A 20,724-nucleotide genomic window follows, 5' to 3' on the forward strand; every position below is an offset into this window, starting at 1 on the left:
TACCTCCCGGGCTCAAAGCTCCCGCAGGCTGCGGGTGGATACCCAGCAGCCCCGGTTGCGCTTGGCGGCATAGAGAGCCACGTCCGCCTGCTGGTAGGCCTGGTTCAGCGGTTCGGCGGCGGGGTCGAACAGATGAACGCCCACGCTCACGCCCACCGGCACACCCAGCTCCAGCTTGCTGGCAAGGCCGGGCAGCTGGTCGCAGATGCGCCCGGCCAGCGCTTCGGCCTGGGACCAGTCCGCGCCGGGCAGCAGCACGATAAACTCGTCGCCGCCCAGCCGCACCAGCACGCCGGGGGCGGGGGCCAGCTGCTCCAGCAGGCGGGCCACCTCCCGCAGCAGCACGTCGCCGATGGGGTGGCCCAGAATGTCGTTCACTTCCTTGAAATGATCCAGATCCATCATCAAAAGGGCGGCGGTTTTGGGCGGGTCGGGCTGGGCCAGCAGCTCGTTCACCCGAATCCGCAGTCCCCGCCGGTTGAACAGGTTGGTCAGAGGGTCCCGGTTGGCCCGCTGGCGCAGCTCATCCTCCCGGCGGCGCTCCTCGGTGATGTCCTCAAAGGTCACAATGGCGTGGCTGGGGTCCTGGCCCGGGGTGAGCACTGCGGTCAGGGTCACCCGGGTCCAGCGGTATTCGCTCTGGCCCGGCCAGCGCACCAGAAAATCGCCCTGTACCGGCTCACGGGTCTGGCGGATCTGGTGGAAGAGGGCCAGAAAACCGGCGGAATGCTGGGGCGCCACCGTTCCGTTCTGTACCAGCAGGGCCGGCTCGGTGGCACCGGCGGCCTTTTCGCCGGGTCGGGGCTCGGCGCAGGAGGTCATGGTGTAGGCGTTCAGATCGTAAACGAACAGGGTGATGGCGGTGTGCTGCAGGGCCATGGCCAGCAGCTGGTTGCTGGTGCGCAGTGAGTCCTCGGCCCGCTGCACCTGGTCCTCCCGCTGGCGGTGGTAAATCGCCAGCAGCACCAGCATGATCACCGAGGCGGCCAGCATCTTCAGCGCCATGAGCATCACAAGCTTTGTCTCCTGGGCGTTGGTTGCCAGCAGAGCGCTCTGGGGCACATCCTGATACAGGTACCAGTCCCGGATGCCGGTGGGAACGCACAGCCAGGCCACCGCATCTTTATTGCTGCCGGCGGTGCCGAACTGTCCGGCTTCATTTTCGGGCAGGCTGCCCAGAATGTGGCCAACCTCGGTGTCCCAGAAGTTGTCGCTGTTCGTCAGCTGTCTTCGCAGATTGGGGCAGGCATAAACCAGCTTGCCGTCCGGCTGAAATACGGCCAGGCAGCTCTCGTCCGACAGGCCGTACAAGGTGAGCTCCTGTGCCAGCTGGTCCACCTTCAGCACGCCCAGCACCGCGCCGGTCACCGGCTGCTCGGGGCTTACCCGCACCGGAACATACACATAAAACCGGTCGTCATGGTAGGTGAGGCTGGTGTATACGGCGGAGTAGCCGCTCTGGCCGCCAAAGGCGCTTTCCAGCGCCTCCTCGCTGGAAAGATCCAGCGAAATGCCCTGGGAGGAGATGGCCTGCTTGTCCAGCGAGACCGCCCACATCTGCACAAAGTCGCTGCGCTGGAAGTACTCGTCCAGCAGCTGGCGCACCTCCTCCTCGCTGCTGCCCTCGGGCAGGCTGGCGATGGCGGTGGCCGCCCGCTGCACATAGCTCATCTGCTGCTCCAGGTAGCTGTCCAGCGTGGCAATGCTGGACCGGGCGGTGTTCTGCAGCGGATCCTGGCTGGAGGCAATGGTGTAGCGGTTGAGCTGCAGGGTGAAGTCCAGGGTGCTGAACACCAGGGTCACGAACAGCAGCGTGAGGCCCAGAAGGGCGAGGCGAAGCTGCCGGGCGGTGCGCGCCCAGCGGCGGAAAACGGACAAATGTTTCATCAGAAGATCACTCCTCTGGCATGGGGGTAAGGGGTGAGAAACGCGACCTGTTCAGGGCCCGTTTTACCCAAACTTTGGCTATTCTGGTTAAAATTATAGTAAAAAGCCTGCTCAGGTGCAAGCTTTAACCGTACAATTCGCGCAGGAATTTTTCGGCAGGGGCTGCAAAATCGGTAAGAAATACCAAAGTAAGCTGTAAACATTGACAGGAACAATGCGCTGTGGTAATGTAAAATAGCGAATGCCCATGCGCGTATTTAATAAGTAAACGACGCAGGGGCGAGGCGAGACCGCGCGCAAAAGAATAACGGCCCGCCGCCCGCGGCAGCAATGCCCCGGCACAGGCCAAGAGCGAACGATGCCCGCGCGGCGCCGCCCCCGGCTGAGGGTGGCCTGTTTGCGGGCATTGGATTTTTTTGTGCGGCATCAGGCAGGCAGCGAAGGCCAAAAAGGAGCGATAGGCGTGGAAAAACCACACAAAAAAGCCGGCAAGGGGCGGCAGCTGATCCCCTTTCGACTGGAGCACGTGGGCAGCCCCGGTGAATTTGCAAAATATGCATTTTTGTTGAATCTGGGGCTTTTCCTCACCGCGGCGGGCATCCATCTGTTCAAGACCCCCAATCATTTTGCCATGGGCGGCACCAGCGGTATGTCCATCATCATGGCCACCCTGTGGCCGGGCATGAACGTGGGCGGTGCGCTGTTCATCATCAACGGCATTCTGGTGGCGCTGGGCATCATCTTTCTGGGCGTGAAGACCATGGGTGTGACCATCTACTCGTCGTTTGCCCTGTCGGCTTTCGTGAGCTTGCTGGAGAAGGTTTACCCCATGAGCGCCCCCTTCACCAACGACACGCTGCTGGAGCTGTGCTTCGCGGTGGCTCTGCCCGCCGCAGGCAGCGCCATCGTGTTCAACGTGGGGGCCTCCACCGGCGGCACCGACATCGTGGCCATGATCCTCTCCAAATACACCAGCATGGAGATCGGCCGCGCGCTGCTCATCTCGGACCTGGCCATCGCGGCCTGGGCAGGCGGGCTGTACGGCATCGCCACCGGCCTGTACTGTGTGCTGGGCACCTTTGCCAAGGCCTTCATGGTGGACAGCTTCATCGAGAGCCTGAACCAGCGCAAGGTGGTCACGGTGATCAGCAGCCACCCGGAGGACGTGAAAGCCTTCATTCTGGAAAAGCTGCATCGCAGCGCCACGGTCTATACCGCCGAGGGCGCCTATACCGGTCAGGCCGAGCAGGTATTCACCACCGTGCTCACCCGCCGGCAGGCGGTGCTGCTGCGCAACCACCTGCGCCGGGTGGACCCCAAGGCCTTCCTCACCATCGTGAATTCCTCCGAGATCGTGGGCAAGGGCTTCCGGGCGCTGTGAGCAGAGCTTTGGCGCAATAATTCGTTCAAAATTGCGCGGTATGATATGCAATGGAGCGCACCGCGCCGCTCCCATGCCGCCGGGGTGTTTCGCAGCCCCGGGCGGTCCGCATTTGTTTTTTCGCGGGGGCGGGGCTCCCGTACAGCAAGAAGGAGTGTTTGATACATGCGGGTAGGCTTGGACATTGGTTCCACCACCATCAAGTGCGTCGTGCTGGATGAGCACGACCAGGTCATCTACGATACATACGAGCGTCACGGCAGCCACATCACCGAAAAGGCGCAGGAGCTGCTGGCCCGTCTGGCCAAGGAAAAGGTGCCCGGCGGCAAGGCGTATCTGGCCATTTCCGGCTCCGCGGGCATGGGCCTGGCGGACGGCTGCGGCGTGCCCTTCGTGCAGGAGGTGTTCGCCACCCGGGTGGCTGCGAAGCGGCTGGCTCCCCAGGCGGACGTGGTCATCGAGCTGGGCGGCGAGGACGCCAAGATTCTGTTCCTCTCCGGCGGCACCGAGGTGCGCATGAACGGCAGCTGCGCAGGCGGCACCGGCGCATTCATCGACCAGATGGCCACCCTTTTGAAGATGAGCCCGGAGGAGCTGAACACCGCTGCCAGCCGGGCCGAGAAGACCTACACCATCGCCAGCCGGTGCGGCGTGTTCGCCAAAAGCGACATCCAGCCCCTGATCAACCAGGGCGCCGCCGCGGGCGACATCGCCGCCAGCATCTATCAGGCGGTGGTGAACCAGACCATCGCAGGTCTGGCCCAGGGCCGTCCCATCCAGGGCAACGTGCTGTATCTGGGCGGCCCGCTCACCTTCAACAGCGAGCTGCGCCGAAGCTTTGACCAGACGCTGGAGCTCACCGGCCTGTGCCCGGACCACAGCCTGCACTTTGTGGCCATGGGCGCGGCCTTCTACGCGGACAAGGAGCTGGACCTGGCCCAGGTGGCGCAGACCATCGGCGGCATCCAGCAGGTGGGCGACTACACCAGCCAGCCGCCCCTGTTTGCAAGCAAGCAGGAATACGAGGACTTCCATGCCCGCCACATGCGCGCCAGCGTGCCCTGCGTGCCCTTCGGCGCGGACGTGGGCCCGGTGCACATCGGCGTGGACTCCGGCTCCACCACCGTGAAGGTGGCGGTCATCGACGACAACGCAAACCTGCTGTTCACCGACTACCAGCCCAACCTGGGCAACCCGCTGCCCCTCATCCGTGAGGTGCTGCTTAAGCTGTACCAGAACCACCCCAATCTGGAGGTGGCCAGCGTTACCAGCACCGGCTACGGCGAGGAGCTGGTCAAGCACGCCTTCCGGGGCGACTTCGGCGTGGTGGAAACGGTGGCCCACTTCACCGCCGCCCGTCACTTCCTGCCGGATGTGGATTTCATCATCGACATCGGCGGCCAGGACATGAAGTGCTTCAAGATCGAGGACGGCGCCATCAGCGACATCTTCCTGAACGAGGCCTGCTCCAGCGGCTGCGGCAGCTTTTTGCAGACCTTCGCCCAGGCGCTGGGCTACGATGTGAAGGAGTTCGCGGCCCTGGGCCTGTTCGCGGATAAGCCCGTGGATCTGGGCAGCCGCTGCACCGTGTTCATGAACTCCAGCGTCAAGCAGGCCCAGAAGGACGGCGCGTCCATCCAGAACATCTCGGCGGGCCTGTCCATCAGCGTGGTCAAGAACGCCATCTACAAGGTTATCCGCGCCGCCAGCCCCGAGGAGCTGGGCCGCCGCATCGTGGTGCAGGGCGGTACCTTCTACAACGAGGCGGTTCTGCGCGCCTTTGAAAAGGAGATGGGCGTGGAGGTGGTCCGGCCGGACATCGCCGGCCTGATGGGCGCCTTCGGCGCGGCGCTGCACGGCCGTTCCCTGGTGGAAAAGGGCCACAAGAGCAGCCTGCTCAGCCGTCAGGAGCTGCTGGAATTCACCCAGAAGACCCAGAACGTGCAGTGCAACGGCTGCACCAACCACTGCCAGCTCACCGTGAGCACCTTCGCGGGCGGCCGCAAGCTCATCAGCGGCAACCGCTGCGAGAAGCCGGTCACCGGCAAGACCGCCCAGGACGATCTGAACCTGTATGCCTACAAGCAGAAGATGCTGGCAAGCTACAAGCCCGGCCCGGCGGTGCGGGGCACCATCGGCATCCCGCTGTGCCTGAATATGTATGAGCTGCTGCCCTTCTGGCACGCCTTCTTCACCAATCTGGGCTTTGCGGTGGTCACCAGCCCGGTGTCCACCCGCGCCATGTACATCAAGGGCCAGGCCAGCATCCCCAGCGACACCGTCTGCTTCCCGGCCAAGCTGGCCCACGGCCACATCCGCGCCCTGGCAGACATGGGTGTGAAGACCATCTTCTACCCCTGCATGAGCTACAACATCGACGAGCACCTGGGCGACAACCACTACAACTGCCCGGTGGTTGCCTATTACCCCGAGGTGCTGGCGGTGAACTGCCCCGAGCTGGCGGACATCACCTTCATCAACGAGTTCGTGGGTCTGCACCGCCCCAAGGACTTCAAGAAAAAGATGCACGAGATCCTGAACCGGTACTTCCCCGGCATCAAGCGGGCCGAGGTGGACCGGGCTGCCGACATGGGCTACGCGGAATACAACGCCCACATGCAGCGCCTGCGGGACAAGGGGGCCGAGATCATCGCCGCCGCCCGGGCCGAGGGCAAGCGCATCATGGTGCTGGCGGGCCGTCCCTACCATGTGGACCCGGAGGTCAACCACGGCATCGACGCGCTGCTGTGCCGCCACGGCGCGGCGGTCATCACCGAGGACAGCGTGGCCTGGCATGAGGAGAAATTCCCCACCACCGTGCTGAACCAGTGGACCTATCACTCCCGCCTGTATGCCGCCGCCAAATACTGCACCACCCAGAAGGATATGGACCTGGTGCAGCTGGTGAGCTTCGGCTGCGGCGTGGACGCCATCACCACCGACGAGACCCGCGAGATCCTGCACGAGGGCGGCAAGCTGTACACCCAGCTGAAGATCGACGAGATCACCAACCTGGGCGCGGTGAACATCCGCATCCGCAGCCTGCTGGCTGCGCTGGACGAAAAAGAACGAAAGGGGGAATGACCCGATGGAACCCAATTATCCCCGTTTTACCCAGGAGATGAAAAAGACCCACACCATCCTGATTCCCAACATGCTGCCCCTGCATTTTTCCATGCTGGCGGCGGCGCTGGAATACGAGGGCTACCACGTGGAGGTGCTGGGCAACTGCGGCAGCCAGGTGGCTCAGCTGGGCCTGAAGTACGTGCACAACGACACCTGCTACCCGGCCCTGCTGGTCATCGGCCAGTTTCTGGACGCCTTGCAGAGCGGCAAATATGACCTGGACCACACCGCTCTGCTGATCACCCAGACCGGCGGCGGCTGCCGTGCCTCCAACTACATCCACCTGCTGCGCAAGGCGCTGCAGCGGGCGGGCTACGGCCACATTCCCGTGGCCAGCCTGAACTTCTCGGGCCTGGAGAAGGACTCCGGCTTCCAGATGAACCTGTCCATCGGCCGCAAGGCCATCGCCGCGATTTTCTACGGCGATCTGATCATGGCCCTGCGCAACCAGACCTCCCCCTACGAGGTCACCAAGGGCCAGGCCAAGGCGCTGGCCGAAAAATGGGTGGACACCATCTGCGGCTGGTTCCACCAGAACAAGGGCTTCTCCGGCAGCGAGATGAAGGCCACCTTCCCGAAAATCGCCAAGGACTTCGCCGCCATTCCGGTGGTGCGCACCCCCAAGGTGAAGGTGGGCATCGTGGGCGAGATCTACGTGAAATACTCCCCTCTGGGCAACAACAACCTGGAGGAGTTTTTGGCCAGCCAGGACTGCGAGGTGAACCTGCCGGGCCTTCTGGGCTTTGTGGATTACTGCATCAGCAACATGGGCGACACCGTGCGCTTTTACGGCGGCAGCCTGGCCGAGGTATGGGGCAGCGAGGCGCTGCTGAAATATCTGGACGGCTTCGAGCGGGCCATGGGCAAGGCCATGCGTGAGGCGGGCTTCCACGCTCCGGCCCGTTTCCTGGAGCTGCGGGAGATGGCCAACGGCATCATCAGCCGGGGTAACAAGATGGGCGAGGGCTGGCTGCTCACCGCCGAGATGGTGGAGCTGGTCACCACCGGCTACGAGAACATCGTCTGCGCCCAGCCCTTCGGCTGCCTGCCCAACCACATCTGCGGCAAGGGCATGATCAGCCGTATCCGGGCCATTTATCCCAATGCCAACATCACCCCCATCGACTACGACCCCAGCGCTACCCCGGTGAACCAGGAAAACCGCATCAAGCTGATGATCAGCGTGGGCAAGGAACGGCTGGAGGAGCGCATCGCCGCCCAGCCCGCCCCGGTGCAGGAGCCGGTATCCGGCCTGGAAAGCAAGATCGAGAGCATTCCCGGCGCCCGGTAAGCGCCGGAATACAGTAAGAAAGGAAGCCGCAGATGAGCGACTTTGTGATTTTTGACATGGAATGGAACATGGGCTATCAGCCCAAAACCTTCCAGTACCAGGGCGTGGAGCAGACCCTCCGGGGCGAGATCATCCAGATCGGCGCGGTAAAGCTGCGGGATGGCCAAACGGTGGACCGCTTCTCCCTGACCATGAAGCCCCGCATCTTCCCCCGGCTGCATCATCATGTGGCCAAGGTCACCGGTCTGACCCAGGCCCAGCTGGACGCGGGCGTACCCATCAAGGAGGGCCTGCGCCGCTTTGCCGAGTGGTGCGGGCCGGACACCGCCCTGGGCGAGTGGGGGCAGGATGACGTGCCCGTGCTCAAGCAGAACCTGGTGCTCTGCGGCCTGGACGAGACCTGGCCCCATAAGTGGTACGATCTGCAGCGGGTCTTCACCAGCCAGCGTCCCCGCCAGGAGGGCGAGGGCATGACCCTGGAGGCAGTGGTGGAGCGGCTGGGCATCCCTAAGAACGATGCCTTCCACGACGCCTTGAGCGACGCGGAGTACACCGCCGCGGTCTGCGGCTTTCTGGACTTTAGCCGGGGGCTTGCGGAGTACCCCGACGAGGCCCGGCAGCTGAAGGAGCTGCTCTGCCCCGAGGGCAGGGACCGGCGGGACTTCCGGCTCTGGCCCGGCTATGTGGACGGCGAGGCCTGGTCCACCAGCAGCGAGCTGCGGGGCGCGGTGTGCCCGGAATGCGGCGCGCCGCTGGCGCTGGACGGGGACGACGTCTGGCTGCGCAAGGGCAACAACTGCCTTTACAGCATGGGTGAGTGCGCCCAGCATGGCCCGGCCATGATCTGGCTGCGCCGGATGCGGCTGGACGGGCTGCATTTCACCTTCGCCCGGGCCACCGAGCCCGCGGGCAAGGAGGCCCAGGCCAAGTGGGCCAAGGAAAAGAAAGCCGCGCTGGAGCGGGCCCGCCGCAAGCGGGAAAAGGAAGCCGCCGAAGCGCTGGAACGGGTCCGCAACGCGGGCCGCTGAAGCTTAAAAATTGAAGATTTGAGGAGGGACCCCGGCAATGAAACGCAATCGGTTGATTTTCTGCCGCCAGTGGGTGGCAAGAATGGCCAGCATCATCGAAACGGTGGTTGCATTGGTGGTTCTGCTGGCCATTCTGGTGGCGGGCGTACGGGTGCTGCTGGAGGTGCAGGACCTGGTGCTTGCTCCGGATGTGGACGAGGCCTTCACCAGCTTTCTGCGCAGCGCCTTCAACGTGGTCATCGGCATCGAGTTCGTCAAGATGCTGGCCAAGCACAGCCCCGGTAGCGCCATTGAAGTGCTGCTCTTCGCCATTGCCCGCCAGATGGTGGTGGACCACACCTCCCCGCTGGAAAATCTGGTGAGTATCCTGGCCATCCTGCTGATCTTTGTGATCCGCAAGTATCTGTTCGTGCCTGCCTTCGGTGCACACATGCCCGGTGAGGATGCATTCGGTACCTCCAGCCTGCTGGCTGCACGGGAACAGGCACTGCGGGACGCGGATGCGGAAGAGGAGGAATGAGCCTCCCCGCCAGCGGTTTTCCTTCCAAACGCAACAAAGCGCCGGGCACACGGGATTGACTCCGTGTGCCCGGCGCTTTTGTTATTCCACAATCAGGTCCACATGACGGCGGATCTGAAAATGCTCCTGATACAGCCGCTCCATGGGAATCCATTCCTCCCGGAAACGGGCCCACTGGTCCGGACCGTTCCGCTGCATGATCCGCTGCTGCTGTAGCTGGGGCGAAACGTCGAAGAAGACCTTCAGGCCATACTCCCCCCGGCAGGCCGGGTGCAGGGCATAAGCTCCCTCCACGAACACCACCGGCACCGCAGGCACATGCCGCCATTCGTCCATGGTCAGGCGGGTGCAGTCAAACCGCTGGTAGGAAAAGGGCTCCCGCCAGGGAAGGCGCGGCGCCACTTGAATGGAGAACCGCTCATAGTGCACATTGCCCCCGGGCTGGCTCCGGCGGCCGGCGGTGCGCAGATGCGGCGGCAGGAAGAAATCGTCCATATGCACCACCCCGGCGCAGAAGACCTGGCTCAGCCAGTCGGCGGCCTCGGTTTTTCCGGCGGCGGCGCAGCCGTCCATGGCAACGGCCAGCCGCCGGTTGTCCGCAAGGCCGGCGCTGCGCTGGCTCACCGCCGCCATCAGGGGCAGCAGCCGGGCCAGCGGCCCGGAAAAGACCCGGTAGTGGGGCTGGTAGGCAGCCCGATAGGCGTCGCTGTGGCGCAGGGGCGGGCAGCCCTTGTCCCGATACAGGGTGAGAAAGCTCTTCATGCCCCGGCTGCAGACGGGGGGCAGCGCGTCCCGGGCGGCCAGCTGCTCCAGTGCCTCCAGCGCACGGCGGAACCAGGCTTCGTCCCGCGGGGTGAGGGAGAAATCCAGGATACAGGCCCGGGCCAGCTGGGCGGGGGTCAGACCGCTGGCAGCAGCTCCCGCCAGGTTCAGCCGGGCCGCGCCGGGGCCCAGAGGTTCCAGCAGCGGGGCCGCATCGTCGGGCGTGAGGGCGGCGTACTCTCCGGCCAGAGCCTGCAAGGCCTCCTGCTCCCCGGCATAGGTGCGGGATGCACCGAAGGCCCGCTGGCGGCAGTATTTTACCAGATCGGCGGGCTGGGCCAGAGGATGGGCCTCCAGATAGACCTGCAGCTCCCGGGTGAATTGGTCCAAAGAAAATTCGTTCATAAAGGGGTCACCTCCAAAAAACCGGCGCTTTCCTGCAAAAGGAGGGAAGAACGGCTGCGGATCAGGGAAAAAGCGAACCGGCCGCGCGTGAGCACGGCCAGCAAAAAACAAAAAGGGAAGTGTGGGTCAGCCCAGCACCACCAGCTCGGGCGGAGTGAGCAGCCGGAAGGGCACACCGCTCATACCGATGCCCCGGCTCACGAACAGCTGGGCGGGGCAGTCTGCTTGAGGCCGGTAAAGCCCCTGGGGGAACATCTTGCCCCCGGGCGGCAGAATCATTTTGGTGAGCACCGGCACCTGCAGCTGGCCCGCGTGGCTGTGGCCGCTGAGCATCACATCCACCCGGGAAAGATTCAGGTAGCGGGCCTTGTCCGGCATGTGGCACAGGCAGACCCGCCAGCCTTCGGCGGGCATATCCCGCGGCACCTTGCCGTCGGAATAGGGGGCCAGGCCGCAGACCGTAACACCCGGCGCGGGCTGTACAATCTTATCCCACAGGGGAACAAAGCCGCCGTGCTCCATCAGCATCCGGTAGAAGGGCGCGGCGCCCTGGCGAACATCATGGTTGCCCCATACCGCGTACTTGCCCAGCGGCGCTTCGATGCGCTGCAGCTGACCTGCCAGCCAGGAGAAGTCCAGCATGTGGGCATCCCGGGCAAACTTGGCGAAGAAATCGCCGCCGAACAGCACCAGCTCGGGCTCCTCGGCATTGATGGCATCCACCAGCGGCTCCAGAAATTCGGGGGAGTACATGGGCCCGAAGTGTACGTCCGAGAAAAAGAGGGTCTTCACCGGCGGGCGGCGGCACAGCTCCGGTCGGCTCACGGTGAGCTGCCGGGGCTCCACCTTGGCGGCATACCAGCCCACCGCGGCCCCGGTGACGGCGGCTCCGGCGGCTGCGCTCAGAAACAGACGGGCGGCCCGATCGGCACGGTTTTGATCCATAGAGTCTGACCTCCTGTGGGAATTGTTTCGATACCATTATTATAACAAAAACGCACCTCGTTTGAAAGAAAACGAGGTGCGAAGAAACAGTGAAAAATCAGTAGCCCACGATGATGCCGCCGTCCTGGGCGTAGAAGCTGGTCAGACCGCTGCAGGGCAGAACGGTCACGTCCGCGCCGGGCCACTTGGCCTCGATGCCGTGGCGCAGCAGGTGTGCGGCGTTCTCGTTGAAGCAGTGGCTGATGACCACCGGCGTGCCCTGATAGCCCCGACGGTCCATCTCTTCCAGGATGAAGGCCAGAGTGCGGGTCTCGCCGCGGGTCTTGTGCAGCATTTCCAGCTTGCCGTCGTCGCTGCCGCGGCCCACGATGCGCATACCCATCTTACCGGCCACAAAACCGACCATGCGGTTCAGGCGGCCGTTCTTCACCAGATTGTCAAAGCAGGAAAGGGCAAACAGCACCTGGCGGGGTGCGTAATACACCTCCAGCTCCTTCACCACGTCCTTGAACTCCAGCCCCTGGCCGATCAGCTCGTTGGCCTTGCGGATGGCCAGGGCCATCTCGCCGCCGGTGGACAGGCTGTCCAGCACGTAGATTTTTTTGTCCGGGTGGCTTTCCAGCACCATTTCCTTTGCGATCATAGCGCTGTTGTAGCTGCCGGAAAGATTGCTGCTGATGGTCACGGCAATGATGTGATCCCCCAGCAAAAACTTTTCCGCCCATTCCTCGGGGCTGGGGCAGGCGGTGGTGGACGCGCCGTTGTAGTTGCGCATCTCGGCCATCATCACGGCCACATCCAGGGCGGCGTTATCCACGAATTCCCGGTCGCCCACCCGAATTTTCAGCGGTACGGTGGCAAAACCGGTCTGCGGGGCGGCGTCGGGCAGGCTGCGCAGTTCGCAGGAGGAGTCGGCAACGATCATCCAAGACATAGTAAATACACTCCCTTTGGGCGGCGCGGAGCCGCGCAAAACCACATAGTTTTTAATACTAGATTATTATCTATTATAGAGCCTTTGCCCCTGTTCGTCAAGGCGAAACAGTCGAAGCGCAGTTGTAATCGATGGGCAGGGTGGGCAGGCCGTTCAGGCTCAGGTCCGCCAGGTTGCCGCTCTGCAGCTCGTAAAAGCCCTGGGCGGCGATCATGGCGCCGTTGTCGCCGCAGAATTCCACCGCGGGCAGGCAGAGCTTTGCCCCAAGCTTCTGGGCGCCCTCGTTCACCAGGCAGCGCAAAAGGCTGTTGGCGGCCACGCCGCCCGCCAGGCAGATGGTGGAGGCACCGGTGTCCTTTGCGGCATCCAGCAGCTTGCCCGCCAGAATCTCATCAATCCGATGCTCGAAGCTGGCGGCCATGTCTGCCGCGTTCACCGTCTCGCCCCGCATTTCCGCCTGGTTCACCGCGTTCAGCACTGCGGTCTTCAGGCCGGAGAAGCTCACGTTGTACTTGCCCTCCACATGGGGCACCGGCAGCTTGTAGGCCTTGGGGTTGCCGTTCCTGGCCGCTTTGCTGATGGCCGGTCCGCCCGGGTAACCAAGACCCAGGGTGCGGGCCACCTTGTCGAAGGCTTCGCCCGCCGCGTCGTCCACCGTGCGGCCCAGCACCGTGAAGCGGGTGTAGTCGGTCACCTGCACAATGTGGCTGTGGCCGCCGCTGGCCACCAGGCACAGGAAGGGCGGTTTTAAATCCGGGTGGGTCAGGTAGAGGGCGGCAATGTGCCCCCGCAGATGATGCACCGGCACCAAAGGCTTCTTTGCCGCGTAGGCCAGGCCCTTGGCAAAATTCACGCCCACCAGCACCGCGCCGATCAGACCCGGCGCAAAGGAGACGGCAATGCCGTCCAGGTCGGCGGGGGTCAGCTGTGCGTCCGCCAGGGCCTTTTCCACCGTGGCGCTGATGTATTCCGCGTGGCGGCGGCTGGCGATCTCCGGCACCACGCCGCCATAGAGGGCCTGCTCCGCCACACTGGTGGAGATCACATTGCTCACCAGCTCGCGGCCGTCCTTCACCACGGCGGCGGCGGTCTCATCGCAGGTGCTCTCGATTCCTAAAATATACATTTTGTAATATCACCATGCTTTTCAACAAATATCGGGGATTTTCGGGTCACAGCGCCCGGTGCATGAGGACCGCGTCCTCGGTGGGGTTCTGGTAGAAGCGGGGGCGGCGGCCGTCCGCCGCAAAGCCCGCCTGCTCATACAGGGCGATGGCCCCGGCGTTGGAGGCACGCACCTCCAAAAAGGCAACCTCCGCGCCCTCGCCGCGCAGCGCCTCCAGGCTATGCCGCAGCAAAGCGGTGCCCGCGCCGGTGCGCCGGGCCTCGGGGGCCACGGTCAGGGTGTACAGACTGGCCTCCCCGGCGGCCAGCTGCCAGGCGGCAAGGCCCGCCACCGGCTGGCCGGGTGCCTGTGCCACAAACAGCCGGGACGCGCCGCCGGTCAACTGGTTTTCCAGCTCCTCGGAAAGCTGGGCCAGGCTCCAGGGGTCGCCCGCGCTCTGCTCGATCACTGCGCAGGCGTCCAGATCGGCCCGCTCCATGGGCCGGATCAAATATTCCACGAAACAATGCCTCCTTTGTGGAAAACCCACCTTTAGTGGGATTCCAGCCAGGTCTTGCCCTGGCCCACGTCGGCGGTCAGGGGCACGGAGTAGCTTACCGCGCCCTCCATCTCTTCCTTCAGGATGCGGGCCACGGTCTCGGCCTCGGCCTCCGGGGCCTCCACGATCAGTTCGTCGTGCACCTGCAAGATCAGCTTTGCGGCCAGGCCCTCGGCCCGCAGCCGCCGCCATACTTTTACCATGGCCAGCTTGATCACATCCGCCGCGGTGCCCTGGATGGGGGTGTTCATGGCCATCCGCTCGCCCAGCGCCCGCAGGTTGTGGTTCTTGCTGGCCAGCTCGGGCAGGGCCCGGCGGCGGCCGAACAGGGTGGTCACATAGCCCTTCTCGGTGCCGTGGGCGATGGTCTCGTCCATATAGTTTTTCACGCCGGGGAAGGTGGCCAGATAATTCTTGATGAACTGGTCCGCCTCCTTCACCGACACATTGATATCACGGGAAAGGCTGAACGCGCCGATGCCGTACACGATGCCGAAGTTCACCGCCTTGGCGGAGGAGCGCAGGGCGGGGGTGATCATCTCCGGCGGCAGGTTATAAATTTTCGCGGCGGTGCTGCGGTGGATGTCCTGCCCGGTCAGAAAGGCCTGGCGCATGGATTCATCCCCGGAAATGTGGGCCAGCAGCCGCAGCTCGATCTGGCTGTAGTCCGCGTCCACCAGGGTGCAGCCGGGCTTTGCCACAAAGAACTGGCGCAGCTGGCTGCCCAGCGGGGTGCGGATGGGAATGTTCTGCATGTTGGGCTCGCTGGAGGAAAGCCGCCCGGTGCGGGCTTCGGTCTGGTTGAAGGTGGAGTGCATCCGCCCGTCCGGCCCGATCACCTTCAAAAGACCCTCCACATAGGTGGAGTTCAGCTTCTGGTAGGTGCGGTACTGCAGAATGTCGTCGATCACCGGGTGCTCGCTGCGCAGGCTTTCCAGCGTCTCCGCGTTGGTGGAGTAGCCGCTCTTGGTCTTTTTGCGGGGCGGCAGGCCCAGCTTCACGAACAGGGCCTCGCCCAGCTGCTTGGGGCTGTTCACGTTGAATTCGTAGCCCACCTGCTCGTAAATGCGGGCAAGACAGCCCTCCAGCTCCTGCTTCATCTTTTCGCCGAAGGCTACCAGGCCCTCCTTGTCCACCAGCATGCCGGTGCGCTCCATGTCCGCCAGTACCAGGGCCAGGGGCAGCTCCACCTCGGCCAGCAGCCGGTCCATGCCCTCCTCGGTCACCTTGGCGTCCAGCGCGTCGTACAGCCCGGCCAGCACACCGGCCAGCGGTGCGGCCTCGCAGCGGAAGGCGGGCTGGATGCCGTACTCCGCGGTCAGGTTTTCCACCGTGTAGCTGCTGGCGGCGGGGTTCAGCAGGTAAGCGGCCAGCTTCGCGTCAAACACGATGCTCTTGCCCTCGCCGCCGCCGGCCAGCGCCAGATGATAGAGCGGCTTTGCGTCAAATACCCGCAGGGTGGCGCCGCTGTCCAGCAGGCGGACCAGTGCGGCCTCGTCCAGCGGGTAAACGGCATTTTCCTGCACCGCGTACCAGCCTTCGCCCTCCTGGGCCAGGTCATACCGGCCCTCGGGGATCATGGGCAGCACGTCCGGCTCCACGGCGGCAAGCTCCGGCGCGGGGGCGGCAGCCTTGGGGGTCACGCCGTCCAGACCCAGCCGGGGGGCAAGGCTGTGGATTTCCAGCTCGGCCAGCAGCCCGGCGGCCGCGGCCGCGTCGCCCTCGCCCCGTTTGTAGGTGCCGGGGGCGGTGTCCACCGGGATGGCGCAGTCGATCTCCGCCAGCTTGCGGGAGAGCTCCGCGTCCTCCTTATGGGTGGTCAGCTTGGTGCGCACGCCGGGCTTGATGGCGCTGTCGTCGATGTGCTCGTACACGCCCGCCAGACTGCCGAATTTCTGGATCAGGGCCAGGGCGGTCTTTTCGCCCACGCCCGCCACACCGGGGATGTTGTCCGAGGTGTCGCCCATCAGGCTCTTCACCTCGATGAGCTGCTTGGGGGTAACGCCGTATTTTTCCTCCACAGCGGCCTTGTCCATCACCACGGTCTCGCTGCGGCCCATCCGGGTGGCGGCCAGCAGCACGGTCACGTGGTCGTTCACCAGCTGCAGGCTGTCCCGGTCACCGGTGGCCAGGTAGCACTCGTCGCCCCGGGCGGCAGCGGCCGCGCTCAGGGTGCCCAGAATGTCGTCCGCCTCGTAGCCCTCCTTGGAGACCATCACGAAGCCCAGGTCAGCCAGCAGCTCCTTCAGCACCGGCATCTGCTGAGCCAGCTCCTCGGGCATGCCCTTGCGGGTGGCCTTGTAGCCGTCGTACATCTTGTGGCGGAAGGTGGGGGCCTTCAGATCAAAGGCGATGGCCACCTCGTCCGGCTGGACCTCTTTCAACAGGTTCAGCAGAATATTCATAAAGCCGTAGATGGCGTTGGTGTAACGGCCATCCTTGGTGGTGAGCAGCTTGATGCCGTAGAAGGCGCGGTTCACAATGCTGTTGCCGTCCAAAACCAGCAATTTCATGGGCAGACCTCCGAAAAAACGTGTGTTGACCGCCCGCCCGAAGGGGACAGGCGGCAGATGCTATATTTAATAAGTATACCACAACGCTAAGTTTTGTGGTACAATAAACCCTGGATTTCTGCCGGGGCAGCGCTCCGGCTTTTTCAAAGGAGAAACTGCAATGCAGCTTGGCAATATGACCTTTGCCCCCGGCGCGGTGCTGGCCCCCATGGCCGGTTTCACCGACGCCGCCTGCCGCCGCCTGGCGGCCAACCACGGGGCGCTTTACACCATCAGCGAGATGGTCAGCGCGAAGGCCCTGACCTTTGGCGACAAAAAAAGCGCCCAGCTGATTTATAATGAAAACAACCCGGCCCCCTACGGGGTGCAGCTGTTCGGTGCGGAGCCCGAGACCATGGGCCAGGCCACCGCGCTGATTCAAAAGTACAAGTTTGATTTCATCGACATCAACATGGGCTGCCCGGCGCCCAAGATCAACTCCAGCGGAGCGGGCAGCAAGCTGATGCTGGACCCCAAAAACTGCGGCGACATCGTGGCCGCGGTGGTAAAGGAAAGCCAGGGCAAGCCGGTCACCGTGAAGATGCGCGCCGGCTGGGATGCCGACCACATCACCGCCGTGGAGGTGGCCAAGGCCTGCGAGGCCGCGGGCGCGGCGCTGGTGGCGGTGCACGGCCGCACCCGGGAACAGATGTACCAGCCCGGAACCGTGGACTGGAAGATCATCGAAGCGGTGAAAAAGGCGGTGAAGATTCCGGTTTTGGGCAACGGCGACATTGAATCCGCCGCCGATGCGGTTGCCATGGTGAACGCCACCGGCTGCGATGGCGTGATGGTGGGCCGTGCCGCGCTGGGCGACCCCTGGATTTTTGCCGAGATCAAGGCCGCGTTGAACGGCGAGCCCGCCCCCGAAAAGCCCACCCTCCGCCAGCGGCTGGAGGCTCTGCGCACCCAGGTGTATGAGATGTGCGAAGAAAAGGGCGAGTGGGTGGCTATGCCCCAGGCCCGCAGCCAGGCCCTTTACTACATGAAGGGCCTCAAGGGCGCGGCGGGGCTGCGCCGGGCCTGCTGCCAGCTGAGCCACTACGAGGACCTGGACGAGCTCTTTCAAAAAGTATACGACGCGGGCAACCGCTGAGCGGCTCAGTCCGCGCTCTGGCCGGTCAGCTCATCCAAAGGCTGGGCGTAGCAGGGCAGCATATGCACGATGAAATAGTCCGCCTCCGGGCAGTTCATTTCCTTTAATGCGGCCCGCTGCTGGGTCAGCGCGGCGGCGAACTCCCGGTTGCCCGCCTGCACCTCCTCGGTGCATTTGATCAGGGCGCTCAGCCGGTCCGCCGCCTTGAGCAGCTTTGCCTCCTCCTCGGTGAGCAGGCTGCCGGTCACATAACCGGCCATCTCCTCCCGCAGCTGGGGCGGCAGATAGCCCAACAGGGCGGCGGCGCTTTCGTCCTCCAATGCCTTGTAGGCCTTGCGCAGCCGCTCGTTTTTGTATTTCACCGGGGTGGGCATGTCGCCGGTGAGGATCTCCTGTGCGTCGTGATACAGCGCCGCCACCGCCACCGTCTCCGGCCGCACCGGCGTGCCGGTGATCTTTTGGGCAATCAGGCACAGGGTGTGGGCCAGAATGGCGGTGTCCGCCGCGTGCTCGCTCAGGCTCTCGGTGCGGGAGGCGTGCATCAGGCTCCACCGGCGGATGTACTTCATCCGGCTCACCAGTGCGTTGAAGGAATAGATTTTCATTTCTTTCACACTCCTGGGTGTTATACTTAACTTTGTCTGCGCCCACCGGGCGCTTTCTGAAAACACTATATCATATTTTCCCGCCCGGGGGCAGCCCCGGTGCGCCGAAAGAAAAAGGATGTGAGGTGCGTTCTATGATACGCCCGCTGGAAAAACCACAGAACAAATACTGGCTTACCTTCGCGCTGTGCGGCCTGGCTGCCGCCCTGATGTTCCTGCCGTTCTACATTCTGGACAAGGGCTTCTTTTTATACGCGGGGGATTTTAACAGCCAGCAAATTGCCTTTTATTATTCCGCAAATCAGTTCGTAAAATCCGGCGGCGGCTCCTTCAGCTGGGCCACCGACCTGGGCAGCGGCTTTCTGAACAGCTACGCCTTTTATCTGGCGGGCAGCCCCTTCTGGTGGCTGAGCCTGCTGTTCCCGGCGGCATGGATGCCCTACCTGATGGTGCCCATGCTCTGTTTGAAATTTGCCGTGGCGGGCGGGGGCGCTTACCTGTGGATGCGCCGCTACACCCGCAAGGCGAACATGGCGGTGCTGGGCGCCTGCATGTATGCCTTTTCCGGCTTCACAGTGTACAACGTGTTCTTCAACCACTTTGTGGATGTGGTGGCGCTGTTCCCCTATCTGCTCTGGGCGCTGGACGCGGCGGTGTACGAAAAGCGCCGGGGCCCCTTCGCGGTGCTGGTGGCGCTGAACCTTTTGAATAACTACTTCTTCTTCGCCGGTCAGGTGGTGTTCCTGGCCATCTATTTTGTGTGCATGGTGCTGGCCGGGCGGTACAAAATCAATGGCCGCACCTTCGGTGCGCTGGCCTTCGAAAGCCTGGCAGGCGTGGGCATGGGCGCCATTCTGGCCATTCCCACCATGCTCAGCCTGCAGAACAATCCCCGGGTATCCAGCTTTTCCGAGGGCTTCGGCCTGCTGCTTTACAGCAGTGTACAGCAGTATGCCGCCATTCTTTACAGCTTCTTCTTCCCGCCGGACTGCCCCTATATGCCGGTGATCTTCGATTCCGGCGTCATTAAGTGGACCAGCATGACCGCCTACCTGCCCCTGGTGAGCATGATGGGCGTGCTGGCCTATTGCCGGTGCAAAAAGGGCACTGCCTTCAAATGGATTCTCAGCACCTGCCTGGTGATGGCGCTGGTGCCGGGGCTGAACTCCATGTTCTACGCCATGAACTCCAGCTACTACGCCCGCTGGTACTACATGCCGGTGCTCATCATGTGCGCGGTGACCATCTACGGGCTGGAGCACGAGGACGAAGTGGACCTGAAAAAGGGTCTGCGCCCCACATTGGCGGTGCTGGTGGCCTACTGTGCCTTCGCCCTGGTACCCACCGAAACCGATGACGGCGGCTGGAAGATCGGTGTGATGGACTACCCGGAAAAGTTCTTCTTGAACTTCGGCATCGCCCTGATCGGTGTGCTGCTGTTCTGGGTGCTGTGGCTCATGTACAAGCGCACCCCCCAGCTGCCCCGGCGGCTCACCGCGGCGGTACTTGTCTTCGGCTGTCTGTACGGTGCGATGCACATCGCCATCGGCAAATTTGCCCAGTGGGACAACGACAAGGACTTCTACCAGCAGCAGTATGTGGACGGCCGGGCCCTGGCGGAGATTCTGCCGGAGGGCGCCTACCGCATCGACGACTACGAATGTTACGATAACCTGGGCCTGTGGGTGAATCGGAGCGACCTGCAGACCTTCAACTCCACCGTGGCCCCCTCCATCCTGGAGTTCTACCCCCAGGTGGGTGTGAAGCGGGATGTGCGCAGTGCCCCGGAGGTGGACGAATACGCCCTGCGTGGCCTGCTCAGCGTGAAATACACCATCTGCCCGGTGGACAAGCAGGAGGAGTTTGAGGAAAAGGCCGGCGACAACTGGCGCTACTGGACCATCCAGGGCCAGCTGGCGGTCTATGAAAACACCGACTGGCTGCCCATGGCCTACTCCTACGATGCCTACATCACCGAGGAGGAGTACGAGGAGATTCCGGAGGAATACCGGGACAATCTGCTGGTCCGGGCCATCGTGCTCAGTGAGGAGCAGGTGAACACCTGGGGCGGCGGGCTGCGCCATCTGACCGAGGCCGAGCAGACCGACTTCGACCGGGCCAGCTACGAGGAGGACCTGGACGACCGCCAGGCCATGGCCGCCAGCAGCGTTGAGCTGGACAACTGGGGCCTCACCGCCAACATCCAGCTGGAAAACAGCACCCTGGTCTTCTTCCCGGTGCCCTATGACGCGGGCTTCACCGCCACCGTGAACGGCGAGGAGGCCCCGGTGCTCAAGGTCTCCGGCGGCCTGATGGCAGTGCCTGCCTCCGCGGGCGACAATACCATCCGGCTGGAATACCATACCCAGGGATTGAATGTGAGCCTGACCCTGGCGGCAGTGAGCGCCGTGGCCTTTGCGGGCTATCTGGTGCTGTGCGCCCGTGCCCGCAAAAAGCACCGGGCGGCTCTTGCGGAAAAATATCATCTGGACCCGCCGCAGCCCCGGCAGTAAGACCGGAACACAAAG

15 protein-coding genes are annotated in these 20,724 nt (G+C 63.6%); 7 read left to right on the forward strand and 8 right to left on the reverse strand.

What is annotated here, in order from left to right:
- Positions 1–12 precede the first annotated feature (12 nt).
- A complete protein-coding gene (locus tag PH256_RS09830) occupies positions 13–1,887 on the reverse strand; it encodes a sensor domain-containing diguanylate cyclase (protein ID WP_270914006.1) in 1,875 nt (624 codons plus the stop codon).
- A 463-nt stretch (positions 1,888–2,350) separates the two neighbouring features.
- On the opposite strand from PH256_RS09830, the gene PH256_RS09835 reads away from it, so the two are divergent.
- The 5 genes from PH256_RS09835 (at position 2,351) to PH256_RS09855 (ending at position 9,233) form a co-directional block, all read left to right on the forward strand.
- A complete protein-coding gene (locus tag PH256_RS09835) occupies positions 2,351–3,268 on the forward strand; it encodes a YitT family protein (RefSeq protein WP_333766367.1) in 918 nt (305 codons plus the stop codon).
- A gap of 165 nt (positions 3,269–3,433) precedes the next feature.
- Entirely contained in the window at positions 3,434–6,352 is a 2,919-nt protein-coding gene (locus tag PH256_RS09840; protein WP_087183805.1) for an acyl-CoA dehydratase activase, read from the forward strand.
- A 4-nt stretch (positions 6,353–6,356) separates the two neighbouring features.
- Positions 6,357–7,685 carry a 2-hydroxyacyl-CoA dehydratase gene (locus PH256_RS09845; RefSeq protein WP_087183804.1) on the forward strand — a complete coding sequence of 443 codons (1,329 nt, stop codon included), beginning with the start codon at positions 6,357–6,359 and terminating at the stop codon, positions 7,683–7,685.
- Positions 7,686–7,717: 32 nt separating this feature from the next.
- Positions 7,718–8,713, forward strand: a complete 996-nt coding sequence (locus PH256_RS09850) for a 3'-5' exonuclease (RefSeq protein ID WP_270914007.1) — start codon at positions 7,718–7,720, stop codon at positions 8,711–8,713.
- Positions 8,714–8,750: 37 nt separating this feature from the next.
- Entirely contained in the window at positions 8,751–9,233 is a 483-nt protein-coding gene (locus PH256_RS09855; protein WP_270914008.1) for a phosphate-starvation-inducible PsiE family protein, read from the forward strand.
- Between the two features lie 81 nt (positions 9,234–9,314).
- On the opposite strand, the gene PH256_RS09860 is transcribed toward PH256_RS09855, so the two are convergent.
- The 6 genes from PH256_RS09860 to polA form a co-directional block, all read right to left on the reverse strand.
- Positions 9,315–10,400, reverse strand: a complete 1,086-nt coding sequence (locus PH256_RS09860; protein WP_270914009.1) for a uridine kinase family protein — start codon at positions 10,398–10,400, stop codon at positions 9,315–9,317.
- A gap of 126 nt (positions 10,401–10,526) precedes the next feature.
- Positions 10,527–11,345, reverse strand: coding sequence for a metallophosphoesterase (locus tag PH256_RS09865; protein WP_270914010.1), 819 nt, complete (start codon positions 11,343–11,345; stop codon positions 10,527–10,529).
- A gap of 97 nt (positions 11,346–11,442) precedes the next feature.
- Positions 11,443–12,279, reverse strand: coding sequence for a DegV family protein (locus PH256_RS09870; protein ID WP_270914012.1), 837 nt, complete (start codon positions 12,277–12,279; stop codon positions 11,443–11,445).
- Positions 12,280–12,376: 97 nt separating this feature from the next.
- Positions 12,377–13,405, reverse strand: coding sequence for a tRNA (adenosine(37)-N6)-threonylcarbamoyltransferase complex transferase subunit TsaD (gene tsaD, locus PH256_RS09875; protein WP_270914013.1), 1,029 nt, complete (start codon positions 13,403–13,405; stop codon positions 12,377–12,379).
- Positions 13,406–13,451: 46 nt separating this feature from the next.
- The gene (gene rimI, locus PH256_RS09880; protein WP_270914014.1) at positions 13,452–13,904 is read right to left on the reverse strand and encodes a ribosomal protein S18-alanine N-acetyltransferase; all 453 of its coding nucleotides are present in this window, start codon (positions 13,902–13,904) and stop codon (positions 13,452–13,454) included.
- Positions 13,905–13,936: 32 nt separating this feature from the next.
- Positions 13,937–16,456, reverse strand: a complete 2,520-nt coding sequence (gene polA / locus PH256_RS09885; RefSeq protein ID WP_270914015.1) for a DNA polymerase I — start codon at positions 16,454–16,456, stop codon at positions 13,937–13,939.
- 160 nt (positions 16,457–16,616) lie between these two features.
- Between polA and dusB the strand changes: the two genes are divergently transcribed.
- Complete coding sequence (gene dusB / locus PH256_RS09890; protein ID WP_058963104.1) at positions 16,617–17,591, forward strand: tRNA dihydrouridine synthase DusB; 975 nt, start codon at positions 16,617–16,619, stop codon at positions 17,589–17,591.
- A gap of 5 nt (positions 17,592–17,596) precedes the next feature.
- Here the strand turns inward: dusB and yfbR are convergent, their stop codons facing one another.
- Positions 17,597–18,196 (reverse strand): 5'-deoxynucleotidase, encoded by a 600-nt coding sequence (gene yfbR, locus PH256_RS09895; RefSeq protein WP_270914016.1) that lies wholly within the window; start codon positions 18,194–18,196, stop codon positions 17,597–17,599.
- A gap of 134 nt (positions 18,197–18,330) precedes the next feature.
- On the opposite strand from yfbR, the gene PH256_RS09900 reads away from it, so the two are divergent.
- Entirely contained in the window at positions 18,331–20,709 is a 2,379-nt protein-coding gene (locus PH256_RS09900) for a YfhO family protein (RefSeq protein WP_270914043.1), read from the forward strand.
- Positions 20,710–20,724: the final 15 nt, after the last annotated feature.

Origin of the sequence: Allofournierella sp. CML151 (assembly GCF_027853465.1) — a bacterium.
Taxonomy (GTDB): Bacteria; Bacillota; Clostridia; order Oscillospirales; family Ruminococcaceae; genus Allofournierella.

Excerpts from the sequence above, each read along its gene's own strand:
- PH256_RS09830 (WP_270914006.1), bottom strand. The coding sequence starts at position 1,887 with ATGAAACATTTGTCCGTTTTCCGCCGCTGGGCGCGCACCGCCCGGCAG.
- PH256_RS09840 (WP_087183805.1), top strand. The coding sequence starts at position 3,434 with ATGCGGGTAGGCTTGGACATTGGTTCCACCACCATCAAGTGCGTCGTG.
- PH256_RS09845 (WP_087183804.1), top strand. The coding sequence starts at position 6,357 with ATGGAACCCAATTATCCCCGTTTTACCCAGGAGATGAAAAAGACCCAC.
- PH256_RS09850 (WP_270914007.1), top strand. The coding sequence starts at position 7,718 with ATGAGCGACTTTGTGATTTTTGACATGGAATGGAACATGGGCTATCAG.
- PH256_RS09855 (WP_270914008.1), top strand. The coding sequence starts at position 8,751 with ATGAAACGCAATCGGTTGATTTTCTGCCGCCAGTGGGTGGCAAGAATG.
- PH256_RS09860 (WP_270914009.1), bottom strand. The coding sequence starts at position 10,400 with ATGAACGAATTTTCTTTGGACCAATTCACCCGGGAGCTGCAGGTCTAT.
- PH256_RS09865 (WP_270914010.1), bottom strand. The coding sequence starts at position 11,345 with ATGGATCAAAACCGTGCCGATCGGGCCGCCCGTCTGTTTCTGAGCGCA.
- PH256_RS09870 (WP_270914012.1), bottom strand. The coding sequence starts at position 12,279 with ATGTCTTGGATGATCGTTGCCGACTCCTCCTGCGAACTGCGCAGCCTG.
- tsaD (WP_270914013.1), bottom strand. The coding sequence starts at position 13,405 with ATGTATATTTTAGGAATCGAGAGCACCTGCGATGAGACCGCCGCCGCC.
- polA (WP_270914015.1), bottom strand. The coding sequence starts at position 16,456 with ATGAAATTGCTGGTTTTGGACGGCAACAGCATTGTGAACCGCGCCTTC.
- dusB (WP_058963104.1), top strand. The coding sequence starts at position 16,617 with ATGCAGCTTGGCAATATGACCTTTGCCCCCGGCGCGGTGCTGGCCCCC.
- yfbR (WP_270914016.1), bottom strand. The coding sequence starts at position 18,196 with ATGAAAATCTATTCCTTCAACGCACTGGTGAGCCGGATGAAGTACATC.
- PH256_RS09900 (WP_270914043.1), top strand. The coding sequence starts at position 18,331 with ATGATACGCCCGCTGGAAAAACCACAGAACAAATACTGGCTTACCTTC.